This window comes from Spirosoma flavus (genome assembly GCF_054778555.1).
This window is the reverse complement of the sequence record NZ_BAAGZL010000001.1, coordinates 1786596-1798955: the sequence shown is the minus strand read 5'-3', so window position 1 is coordinate 1798955 and position 12360 is coordinate 1786596. Positions and strand designations below refer to the sequence as shown.

Annotated in this window: 10 protein-coding genes; 6 read left to right on the top strand and 4 right to left on the bottom strand. The window is 46.1% G+C overall.

Going from position 1 to position 12360, the window contains the following annotated elements; genetic code table 11:
- Positions 1-8: 8 nt before the first annotated feature.
- The 6 genes from ACYVF1_RS06985 (at position 9) to ACYVF1_RS06960 (ending at position 7709) form a co-directional block, all read left to right on the top strand.
- Positions 9-1757, top strand: coding sequence for a RagB/SusD family nutrient uptake outer membrane protein (locus tag ACYVF1_RS06985; protein ID WP_461076958.1), 1749 nt, complete (start codon positions 9-11; stop codon positions 1755-1757).
- Positions 1758-1870: 113 nt separating this feature from the next.
- Complete coding sequence (locus ACYVF1_RS06980; protein ID WP_461076956.1) at positions 1871-2125, top strand: hypothetical protein; 255 nt, start codon at positions 1871-1873, stop codon at positions 2123-2125.
- Positions 2126-2252: 127 nt separating this feature from the next.
- The gene (locus tag ACYVF1_RS06975; RefSeq protein ID WP_461076954.1) at positions 2253-3458 is read left to right on the top strand and encodes an AGE family epimerase/isomerase; all 1206 of its coding nucleotides are present in this window, start codon (positions 2253-2255) and stop codon (positions 3456-3458) included.
- Between the two features lie 155 nt (positions 3459-3613).
- Entirely contained in the window at positions 3614-6049 is a 2436-nt protein-coding gene (locus tag ACYVF1_RS06970; protein ID WP_461076951.1) for an endonuclease MutS2, read from the top strand.
- 111 nt (positions 6050-6160) lie between these two features.
- On the top strand, positions 6161-6823 hold the full coding sequence (locus tag ACYVF1_RS06965) for an HAD family hydrolase (RefSeq protein ID WP_461076949.1): 663 nt from the start codon (positions 6161-6163) through the stop codon (positions 6821-6823).
- Positions 6824-6920: 97 nt separating this feature from the next.
- Complete coding sequence (locus ACYVF1_RS06960) at positions 6921-7709, top strand: peptidase associated/transthyretin-like domain-containing protein (protein WP_461076947.1); 789 nt, start codon at positions 6921-6923, stop codon at positions 7707-7709.
- 387 nt (positions 7710-8096) lie between these two features.
- Here the strand turns inward: ACYVF1_RS06960 and ACYVF1_RS06955 are convergent, their stop codons facing one another.
- The 4 genes from ACYVF1_RS06955 to ACYVF1_RS06940 all read right to left on the bottom strand — a co-directional run bounded on the left by ACYVF1_RS06955 (position 8097) and on the right by ACYVF1_RS06940 (position 12357).
- A complete protein-coding gene (locus tag ACYVF1_RS06955; RefSeq protein WP_461076945.1) occupies positions 8097-8855 on the bottom strand; it encodes a LytR/AlgR family response regulator transcription factor in 759 nt (252 codons plus the stop codon).
- Between the two features lie 8 nt (positions 8856-8863).
- Positions 8864-10561, bottom strand: coding sequence for a histidine kinase dimerization/phosphoacceptor domain -containing protein (locus ACYVF1_RS06950; protein ID WP_461076943.1), 1698 nt, complete (start codon positions 10559-10561; stop codon positions 8864-8866).
- A 273-nt stretch (positions 10562-10834) separates the two neighbouring features.
- The gene (locus ACYVF1_RS06945; RefSeq protein WP_461076941.1) at positions 10835-11329 is read right to left on the bottom strand and encodes an MOSC domain-containing protein; all 495 of its coding nucleotides are present in this window, start codon (positions 11327-11329) and stop codon (positions 10835-10837) included.
- Positions 11330-11433: 104 nt separating this feature from the next.
- The gene (locus tag ACYVF1_RS06940) at positions 11434-12357 is read right to left on the bottom strand and encodes a metallophosphoesterase family protein (RefSeq protein ID WP_461076939.1); all 924 of its coding nucleotides are present in this window, start codon (positions 12355-12357) and stop codon (positions 11434-11436) included.
- Positions 12358-12360: the final 3 nt, after the last annotated feature.

Below are 12360 nucleotides of genomic sequence, written 5' to 3'. Positions count from 1 at the left end.
TTTTCACTATGAAAAATACCCTATTAACGGTTACATCTGTAACAACAATAATACTATCGGTTACATTTGCTTGTAGCGATAAGTTTCTGGAAATACCGGCAACAGGCCAGCTAGCCAGTAACCAGCTGACCTCTAAGGCAGGGCTTGAAGGTATACTCCTTTCATCCTACTCACAGTTGAATGGTCGGGGGTTCTCAAGAGCGACCAGTTCCTATAACTGGGTGCGCGGTAGTGTTTCAGGAGGAGAAGCTAACAAAGGCTCCAACTCTGGTGACGGGGGAGGTAACACAAACTTTTCAACGTTCCAGCGTTTTGAAATTCTGCCAACCAACGGCGACATTAATGATAAGTGGCGAGGAATGTATGAAGGTATCAGCCGAGCTAATGCAGTGCTACGTACGCTTCCTTCGGCCACTGCCGACGTATCAGACGCAGATAAGAAACGTATAACTGCCGAAGCTCGCTTCCTACGTGCTCATTACTATTTTGAGTTGAAGCGTTCTTTCAATATGGTTCCTTTTATCGATGAAACCAAAGACTACGGTACAGGAATTGACCAGGTTAAGAACGACGTAGATATTTGGCCAAAAATCGAGGAAGACTTCAAATTTGCTCAGGATAATCTACCCGAAACGCAATCAGCAGCAGGTCGGGCCAATAAGTGGGCAGCTGCAACCTATCTGGCTAAAACTTATTTGTACGAGAAGAAATACGCTGAGGCTAAGGCAATCTTCGATCAGGTTATTGCGAGTGGTGTAACTGCTAATGGCAAAAAATATGCCCTAGTTGCCAATTATACCGACATCTTTAACGCTGTAAAAGATAACCACGAAGAATCTGTATTTGCTATTCAGGCTGCTGTTAACACAGGTGACGTTGCTAACTCCGCTCAGGAATTGGACTTGAACTTCCCTTATAATACGGGTTCAAACGGTCCGGCTGGATGCTGCGGTTTCTTTGCTCCAAGCTTTGAATTAGCCAACTCGTTTCGGGTTAATGCCAATGGCTTACCTTTATTAGACGGCTCCTACAACTCTGCTGCGAATGAATTGAAAAACGACCAAGGTGTCAAATCGGCTGATGCTTTTACGCCAGACGCGGGTACAGTTGACCCACGTTTGGATTGGTCAATTGGTCGTCGGGGTATTCCTTACTTAGACTGGATGGTACACCCAGGTCTAGATTGGATTCGTGATCAGAGCTATGCTGGTCCGTATTCGCCTAAGAAGTTTATCTTCTATAAATCGCAGGATAAAACGCTGACAGATGGTAGCTCTTGGACGGACGGTTATTCAGCTATCAATTATAATATCATCCGTTTTGCAGATGTATTATTGATGGCTGCTGAAGCTGAGATAGAAGTTGGTAGTTTAGAGAAGGCTCGTACTTATATTAATCAGGTTAGAACTCGGGCAGCTGATGCTACGTACTGGGTTAAAACATCTGATGGTAAAAATGCAGCTAACTACGCAATTAAAAATTACACAACTGCCTTTACTGATAAAGCTGCTGCCCGTACAGCGGTTCAATTCGAGCGTAAACTAGAACTTTCTGGTGAAGGTCATCGCTTCTATGACCTTGTTCGTTGGGGAGTAGCATCTACGGTGTTAAATGCATACCTAACTTATGAAAGTCAAAAGCTTCCTTTAGGCTATGCGGGTGCAAAATTCACAGCGGGTAAAGATGAGTACTTCCCAATTCCGCAAGTTCAAATTGACCTTCAACAAGGCATTCTTAAGCAGAATCCTGGTTATTAATCAGATTCAATAGAACAGAAAAATCCCGCTTCACAACGTGAAGCGGGATTTTTCGTTTATGAACAATCGACAACTAAGTGGGTTATTAGTTTACTCAACAATCAAACAACGTTATGTCCAGCAAAACCACAAACCAGCCGGGTTCCAACGATTTGCAGCCTGGCCGGGAACGCAGCCGAAATCAACAGGCAAACGATACGAGTGGGTTACAACCCAATGGAGAGCAAACCCGAACAAACACCAACAAAAGCAAACAAGGTCCTGAGGATAATCACCATCACTCCGACAAAGCTAAGCACCAGCTTACTGATGAGCGAGGTGGACATGGACACTCCGGGCATAGCAACAGCCGGAATGGTAGTAGATAAAAAGCGTAAAGCAGTAGATTTTTTTAAGTGCTGAATTATGAGTGATGAACGATGAGTTGCTGTCGCTAAAACAAATAATCAGGCCTCAGCCAACCCATCGTTCATCACTCATAATTCAGCACTTTTTATGGACCTTGCCCAATTTCAGGCCGAACTCCGGCAAGAACACAAAGATATTCTGGCTTACTGGCAACGTTACGCTCCCGATAAGGAGCACGGTGGTTTCTATGGCCGTGTCGATTATCAGAACCAGCCTGACAATAAAGCCGATAAAGGTATTGTACTGAACGCTCGTATCTTATGGTCGTTCTCAGCCGCGCTCCGACATACCCATCACGAAGAATACCGCCCCACTGCTGATCAGGCTTTCCAGTACATTCGTGAACATTTCATTGATCCACAATATGGCGGTGTTTACTGGTCGGTCGATGCTACTGGCCAGCCTAAATATCCACTTAAGCATCTTTACGGTCAGGCATTTGCGCTCTATGGCCTGAGCGAATACGCGCTTGTTACGCACTCCTCTCCTGCTCTCGCGTTGGCCAAAGAACTATTTCAGAATATGGTAAAACACGCCTACGACCCCAAAAAAGGTGGATACGTAGAAGCACTCGCCCGCGACTGGTCACCGGCTACAGATTACATTATCAGTAAGTATGATAATCAGGAAAGCAAGACCATGAATACACACCTGCACATTCTGGAAGCGTTCACGAGTCTATATCGTGTATGGCCAGATAAATCAGTGGCCGACCAGATGCGTGGTATGCTCGATATGTTCCTGAAGCACATCGTTGATCTTAAAACGTATCGCATGAATATGTTCCTGGACAACGACTGGAATATCCGCCGGACAGCCATTTCGTATGGCCACGATATTGAGGCATCCTGGCTCCTGCCCGAAGCCGCTGATGCGCTGGCAGCAAAAAATCCGAGCGATAAATCGTTGCAAAAAACAGTACGGGACGTAGCGGTAAAAATGGCACGGGCAGCAACCACGGGGATTGATGCATCAGACAACGGAATGAATTATGAACTAGAGCGTGACGGTCATCTCAACCACGAGCGATCGTGGTGGGTCATGGCTGAAGCAATGGTCGGATTCATGAATGCTTATCAACTTACGCACGAAAAGCAGTTTTTAGATAAGTCTATGCAGAGTTGGGAATTCATTAAAAAATACCTACTTGATCTCAAAAACGGCGAATGGTTCTCAGGTGTAACCGAAGAGCACAAAATACTCGGAAAAGACAAAATCAGCATGTGGAAATGTCCCTATCATAACAGCCGTTCCTGTCTCGAAATGCTGGAACGTATCGAGCATCTTCGCTAACTCCGATGAATCAGAATTGAACGTAACAGATCACTACGTACTTATCCTATCCGCACTACGTTGCCATAGCGAACCCTGAGCCCTCGCTCACTGTTACGTTATTAGTGCCTTTTGGGCGACGTAACGCCAATTACCCAAATGGGCAACGTAATAGAATGCTTTACCCAAATACCTTAGAAATTAAATTAGGTTTCGATACGATCCGCGAACGACTTAAGGAAGCCTGCGTGAGTCCGTTAGGACAGGACTACGTAGAGAAAATCCGGTTTACAGATAACGTAACACTTATCGACAAACTTCTTCGGCAAACCACTGAATTTAAACAGATTGTTCAGTACGAACCCGATTTCCCCAATAGCAATTACATCGATGTCCGCCCTCACTTGGCTCGTATGCGGGTGGAAGGGTTAGCATTGACAGAGCCCGAATTTTTTGATCTGAAACTGGCGCTACGTACCATTCAGGAATGTCTGCGCTTTCTGTCGCGGCAAAAAGATGGTCGATCAGGTAATGAGGACGTAACGTTTCCTTTCCTCCGTGAGTTGGCAGGCCCGGTGGCAGTTGATAAAAAACTGACCGATGCCCTTGAGCGGGTCATCGACGATCGGGGCAACGTTCGTGATTCAGCCTCACCCGAACTGGCTAGTATTCGCCGACGTATCATCAGCGAACAAGCCAACCTTCGGAAACGACTCGACAGCATCCTTCGGCAGGCCCGCCAAAACGGCTGGATTCCCGACGATTTATCATTGACGGTACGTGGTGGCCGTTTGGTAATTCCTATAGCGGCTGAGCACAAGCGTAAGATAAAAGGCTTTGTGCACGATGAGTCGCAAACGGGCCAAACCGTATTTCTGGAGCCTGCCGAAGTATTTGATGCCAACAACGAAATCAGGGAACTGGAGTACGAAGAACGGCGCGAAATTTTCCGAATTCTGCTGGCTCTTACCGATCAGATTCGTCCGCATCTGGAAGATTTGAAAAAGGCCGTTAACTTTCTGGCTCAGATTGATTTTATTCGGGCTAAAGCGCGTTTCGCGGTTCAACTGGAGGCTATTATGCCCAAATTGCACGACCGCCCACTCATAAACTGGACCAATGCGCGGCACCCGCTACTATTTCTTTCGTTTGCCAAGCAAAATAAACAGGTAGTGCCGCTCAATGTCCGATTGGATGAGAAGGCCCGTATCCTAGTTATTTCGGGTCCAAATGCGGGAGGTAAATCGGTTGCTCTAAAAACCCTGGGTTTGCTGCAATACATGCTGCAATGCGGCCTGCTGGTTCCGATGGATGATTACGCCGAAATGGGCGTTTTCCAGAACTTGTTTATCGACATTGGCGATGAGCAATCTCTTGAGAACGATCTCAGTACGTACTCATCGCACCTGACGGCCATGAAGCAGTTCCTCATTGGGGCCAACAAACGAACACTCTTTCTCATTGATGAATTTGGCACCGGAACGGAGCCGGGATTGGGGGGGGCAATTGCTGAATCGATTCTGGAAGATCTAAATAAATCGGGAGCCTATGGTGTGGTTAATACGCACTATACGAATCTGAAAATTATGGCCGATAAAACGGCTGGACTGGTTAATGGCGCCATGCGTTTCGATGGAGCGCATCTGGAACCGCTTTATCAGTTAGAAATCGGACGGCCAGGTTCATCGTTTGCGTTCGAAATTGCGCAGAAGATCGGATTACCTAAAGGCGTTATCGATAGAGCTAAGGACAAGCTTGGTAATCAGCAGGTTAATTTTGAAAAGTTACTAAAAGAGCTTGATATCGAAAAACGTGTTTTCTCAGAAAAAAATCTGGAAATAAGCATTAATCAACGTAAGCTGGCTCAGCAACTTGCTGAATATACTGCGTTGAAAACTCGTCTGGATAACGAGCAGAAGAAACTTATTAACGATGCAAAGCAGAAGGCGAAAACGCTGGTACAGGAAGCCAACCAACGTATTGAAAGCACAATTCAGGCCATAAAAGAAAACAAAGCCGAACGCGATACCACTAAACAGATTCGACAGGAACTGGAACGTTTCACCCAGAAAGAACTCGTTCCTGAAACCCTTGTTGCTGAGCCGACCAAACCCGCAGAGGAAGAATTTGAGAAAGACGGGGGTGCCATCGCAGTGGGTAGCTACGTTCGGATTCAGGGGCAGAATGCGATCGGTGAAGTGCTGGCGATACGTGGTAAAGACGCCGAAATCCGGATTGGCGATCTTAAATCGAACGTAAAATTGAACCGGCTCGAAAAAGTCAGTAAGAAAACGTTCCGGGAAGCCACCGAAGTACGCGACGACCGACCTCGTAGCCAAGGCATGGACATCAACGAGAAAATGCAGAATTTCAGTTTTAACCTCGACATTCGGGGTAAACGGGGTGAAGAAGCACTCGGCGAAGTCGACCGATTTGTGGACGATGCGCTGGTGCTGGGTTATCCCGAGCTACGTATTGTTCACGGTAAAGGCGACGGCATTTTACGCACCTTGATACGTAATCACCTGCGTGGTTATAAACAGGTAGCGCGTATGGAAGACGAACACGCCGACCGAGGGGGCGCTGGCGTGACTATAGTAAAAATGAAATAAAATATAATCAGTCGTCGGTCAATAGTTTTCGGTTTATTACAGAGGAAGGTTTACCCGAGAACAGTTACCCGAATACTATTGACTGACAATTGTTGTTTACAAACTATCTAGATGAAAGCAGTTATTTTTGACATGGACGGGGTGATTGTCGATACCAATCCGCATCACCGGACAGCCTGGCGCAACTATTATCAACGTAATGGTAAGACACTCGACGACAATGATTTTGTGCAATACGTATCGGGCAAGCACAATAACGATATCATCGCACACTTATTTGCTGGTCAAACGCTTACACCTGAAGAAGTAGCGCGCCTTGGCCATGAAAAAGAGCAGCTTTTTCGTGAGCTTTATGCGCCACACGTAACACCCGTAGCCGGTTTACTCGACTTTCTGAAATCATTAAAAGCGGCTGGTATACGTACCGCCGTTGCTACGTCGGCCCCGGTCGAAAATCTTGATTTCGTGATCGATACGTTAGAATTACGTTCGTTTTTCGACGTACTGCTCAACGAAAGTATGGTAAGCCATCCCAAACCCGATCCTGAAATCTACGAGAAAGCCATGGCGATGCTCGGTGTCGAGCCAGCTGAGAGCGTCATTTTTGAAGACTCTATGACAGGTATACAAGCGGCAAAAGCTTCGGGTGCCCTAGTGGTTGGTATGGCTACTACGCAGTCTCCGAATGAATTACGCGTATTTGTCGATGACGTAGTAGGCGATTTTACCGAAATGACTCTCGACCGAATTCAGAAACTAGTTAAAGTATTTTAACAGATTTGAATTCACATAAATCGTATTTTTGTAAGCAAGCTGTTTCTCAAAACACGCATTTTTGTTCATTCTGGGTACTGCATAAACAAGCATACGTTTGATTAAGACACGCTATAAACTCCTCTTTGTCCTTTTCCTCACTAGTTTGCTAGGCGGAGTGACCCGCGTATGGGCGCAGGGAAAGTACGTAGTTGGTACCGTTGTTGATCAAACGACAAACAAAGCCGTTGATAAGGTAACCATCATAAATCAACGTACTCGTCAGCGTGCACGTACCAACACAACGGGTCGCTTTTTTTTGACTGTTCTGCCCGGCGATTCACTCATTGTTACCAGCCAGCTTTACGCGCGCACAGGCATTCGCTACGACGGTTCGGACAATCCAACCATAGTAGCTCGTTCGTTACCGCCAATGCCCTACCGCGTTGTTGATCTGGATGAAGTGACTGTGACTGGGAAACGATACGAGGAAGTGAAGCGTGAGATTCAGCAACTTCTTGATGAGCCAGTTGCGTCAAAAAAAGTGACGGGAGATCAGGCATTTGACCGGCTTGCCGATGGTGCGGGCGTTACGTTGCTCTACGAAATGTTTGGCAAGCGACCCAAATCAGACCGGAAAGCATATTACATTATTCAACAGGATCGAAGGCATGCGCTGGCGCAGGAACGCTTCCGGTTACTGGTTGAGCAATCGACTAATCTGAAGGCCGACGAGATTGATAAATTTTATGATTTCTGTGATTTAGATGATGATTTTCTGCTAAAGTCGGAAGATTACGATCTGATTAATACCATTCAGCAGCTTCGAAATCGGTACCGCAATGGCTTCAATCGCCCGAGCCGAATTTCGCCCGATCCAGAACAATCAACCCCAAAGCAACGATAATATATTTTCTTCTGCCTAATAAAATGAACCCCTCAACGAGGGGTTCATTTTGTTTAGAACAGGCCTGACTTTTGCGTTAGAAAGAAAAATGGGCAGGTTCATAAGAAAAGTATACAGGTAGGCAAAACCTGGGTTGTGCATCCTGACAGAAGTTATCATCTTTGATAGATGCACGCTTCTATCCACATCATTAAATAAGACTTTATTCATCTGTAGTAAAAAATACAAATGATTCCCCTCCCGACGATTCCTGCATCTGTTTCACGATCTAACAGTACCCTAAATAAGATGCAGGCCCTCATTTAGGGTGAATAAACGACGCAGTAACTAAATGGGTAAGTCATCGTAACGCTACGTTAAAACCTCAACTTATCGGTACCTCTTATTTTACCTATTATCGTTTTTGGGTTTCGTCCGTACCACAGTTAACCGTTTCAACAAATCTTTTCGGAAGGTAGAAGCAAGTGGCAGAACCGTTTGATTGTCATTCAGAACTACTTCATTGTCTTTTAACCGTCGAATATAATCCAGGTTAATCACGTGAGAACGGGATAATCGACAGAATTCCCCTGTTCGAAAATAGGGCTCTAATTGTCCGAGGTTCGTACTGACAGTATGAATCACCTTGTTGGCCATAACTACCTTGGCATAAGCTCCATCGGCCTCCAGATACATAACATCGTCTATATCTATCTTTTCCAGACCTTTACCCACGGGCAACATCAAATAGTTTGACATAGACGCACTGGGTTGAACCACATGATTCTTCTGGAAATCGTGGTAAGCCAGTTCAACATTGAACAGTATCTCGCTGGCTTTGAACGGCTTAAGCAAATAGGCGGCTGGCTGTGTTGCTTTAGCCAGTTCGAACGTAGCAGGCTCCGAATTGGCAGTCAGATATATAATGGGGATTGGTTGAGAGGCTAACAACTCTTTTGCAGTGTCTATACCGTTTCCCGTCGAACTCGCTTCCAGTTTAATGTCAATAAGCGCCAGATCGGGCGGATTTGTTTTGACCGATTTCTGGGCTGCTTCAAATGTACGGGCAATAGCAGTTACCGTATGACCAGCCTTCTCAAGAATCTGACGAAGGTCCATTGCCGTAATAATCTCATCCTCTACAATAAGAATCTTTAACGAAGTCATACCTGAGTTTACACGCTAAATTCCATGATAAATACTGTACCTGACGTAGTGTTTTCCTCTCCGTCAAAATGGCCAATGCCGTTTAACTGAGCCACTTGCGCCTGAATTAATGACATGCCCAACGACCTAGACGCCCCGACACTCCAGTCTTCTCCCTGCAGAATGGGCACCTGCGTTTTGATTAGACCGGGTCCGTTATCGGCCACTTCCAGTTGAACGCTACGTCCCATTCGACGGCAATTGATACGTAACATTGGGCGATCATTGTCAGGAAAAGCATACTTGCAGGAGTTGGTAATCAGCTCATTCAGAACCAGTCCTAACGGAATCGCTTTGTCGGCCGACAGATGGATAGGCTCAATGTTCATTGCAACCGCTACGTTCGAATAACCAAACGTTTGCAGGACGGTGCTAACCAACTCTCGAACAAAGTCGTTGAGATCTACCCTGGCCAGTTGTTCGCCATCATACAAACGGCGATGCAGAATGGCCATAGCCTGAACACGCAACTGGCTTTCTTCAACGGCTCGACGGGCGTTTGGGTCCGTAAGTTGCTGGGCCTGCAGATTAAGCAAGCTCGAAATAACCTGTAGATTGTTTTTAACCCGGTGATTTTGCTCTTTAACTAGCTCCTGATTTTGCTGACTGATACGTCGGTTTTTACGATAAAGCCGAAAAAAAACGACGCTTATGCCAGAAGCAAGTAAAAAAAGAATGACCGTTATCCAGGTGACTAACCGCTGAAGGCGTAAATTCTGTTCATTCAGCTTAATTTCTTTGTTCTGAGCAAGTAGCAATGCTTCTTTTTTCTCCGTTTCGTACTCAACACTCAGTCGGCTGATTGCCCCGTCCCGATCCGACAGAATCTGGCTTCGCTCCATAGCATTCAGCTGATGCAGATGTTCATAGGCCTTCGGCCATTGGCCTGTTAATTCATAATAACGAACCAGTTCATGCTCCAGCAGCATTCGCGCATCGTACTCGTTCAATTTTCTCGCGGTATAAAAACGCTCGGCATGTTGAAGCACCTGAAAAGCAGAATCAGGTTTGCCAAACGTCAGATAAGCCGCAGCCAGATTGACCATCGCCCGTACCCGAATTCCATCTTTGTCTTTTCGGATAAAGAAATCGAGCGCCTGTTTCAGATGAGGTATAGCCCGTTCGTCATTTCCAAGCGTCAGAAACGTACCAATGTGCATGGTCGATTCGGCAATACCCGACGTATCCTTAATCATGTTACAGATAATCAACTCTTTGCGATAATACGTTAGAATTGAATCGTAGAGCGTCTGTCGACGTGGTATTTGCTTGCGCCATATGTCTTCATAAATCCGTCCCAATGTACCATAACTACGTATGAGCGCTATATCTCGACTTACTTTGATACGTTGTGCAATTTGTAAAGCGTACGTAGCCAGTCGTATAGCCTGTTTGGGGCGGCCAAGCATATTTTCATTTTCACTCAGACGAACGTATAGTCGACTCAATTCGTCTGAGTCACCATGTGATTCCTGAATACGTAAGGATTTCAGAAAATACCGTTGTGCAGTATGGTAATCGCCCGCGAAAGCATAGGTTTTGCCGTACAAATACCAGGCTTCGGCCAGCAATAGCGAATCGTTCTGAGCTATAGCTTGTTGCTCTTTTTCACGAGCGTTCTGTATTCGGTCTGCGCGTAATTTCAAATAAACTTGCTCCTGCGCCATACCTTTGTGGGGTAGCCATAAAGCAAAAAGACAGCTTACGCACAAAGCTAAACGACACATCAATCAGCTACTTTTAATCGGGAAGGATGGTATTAATAACCATCAAATTTATTGAAACCAAGAGAGAATTTCATATGAACTTTTACAAGAAAAAAGAGCCGTTTCGCAAGAACAACTAACTTATAGGTAAGAATGATACTATGATAATGACCAAAATTGGCTATCCTCTGAATTTAGTTGAGCAATAGTTTCAATTTTGTCTATAATGACTTACTACGCATCTTTTTCAATTGGCTGCACAGTTACCTCATCCCCTACCCGAATCGTACCGCCCCGAATCACTTTTGCTGTCATGCCGCCGTGACCTCGCATGGCATTGTAGCCGCCAGTTCCAAGAGCGGTTTCCATTTTCGAACAGGGATGACATTGACCTGTGATCAGCAGCACTACGTCGCCAATCTGAATCTGTAAATCCTTAAGAGCCAGCAGATTTATGCCTGTTACGACAATGTTTCGACGTAGCAAACCGGGGTCGATACGTTCATGATTTGTGAGTGAAGCAATGGCTGGTAAGTGTTCGGCCTGAATGAGCGTTACGTGCCTATTTCCACTCTGGCCGCTGTAGTGATCACCAATAAGTCCTTTTTTCTCGGAAACCTCAACCGAATCGACTACCTGAACAGGTGCTTTTCGGGCAGGTCGAATACCGATCCACTCAACCCGTCCGGAGTGGGGAAATTTGTGAAAAAGGTCTTTTATATTCTCCATAGTCTGAGCCAGGATTTTAGCAGGATTTAAATGATTAACAAGATTACAGATCTATAATTCTGCTTAATCATTTAAATCTTGCTAAAATCCTGGCTCAGAATTCTTCAGACGTAATTCACGTACCGATTCTCGACCGTTCCGTCATCAAATAAATCAACGACGGCATAACCAGCTGCGGTGTGATGGTATTTGCCGAACCACCAGGCACCACTAACTGCGCCGTTGCAGAAATACGATACGTTATTGTAGTCGACCCGATCTACTAAATGAATATGACCGCTGAGGGCGGCCTTTACGTTGGGGTAACGATGAAAAAGATTGGTGAGTCGGACGGTATCGCTGTGCATCCAGCGAGCGGGAATGCTCCAGTTTTCGTTGGCAAATCGCTGACCGTCGAAAAATACACAAGCCGCCAGAATCGGTACGTGCGAGACAATCAAAACGGGCGTTTCGGGTGGGGTTTCTTTCAGATCAGCTTCGAGCCAGTGGTATTGCTCTTCGTCCAGATGGGCGGTATACCAACTCCCATCGGCTTTCGGCTGTACGCTGTCTAAAACGATAATGTGCCAGCCATTCTGAGTGAGACTATAGTACGGCCGCGACATTTGTAGTTCATCCATGGCCCACTTCCGCCCGTCGCCAAACGCAGTGGCGGTTTCCTCCTTGCACCAGATGTCGTGGTTTCCTACGCAGCTTAGCAGGGGCAAGCCATTTTCGCTGCGTATTACGTCCTGATACAGCCGCCATTGGCGCTTTACGCTGTCCTGTCCACGCCCATGCGCTTCCATTATGGCATCGCCCCCGTTGATAATCAAATCAGGCTTTTCGGGCATAGCCTGTACATGATGCAGACAATGCTCAAATCCCTTAGCCGCGCCAACCAGCGGTTGCATGTGAATATCGGTAAGGTGAGCGATTCGTAAGGCCCGTTGCCGGGGCAAAGATGCCACCTGAGCAGTGGCCAGATTATTTACAGAAAGAGCCGCGAGGCCCGTACCCATTCGTCTTACTACGTCTCGACGATTCATGCC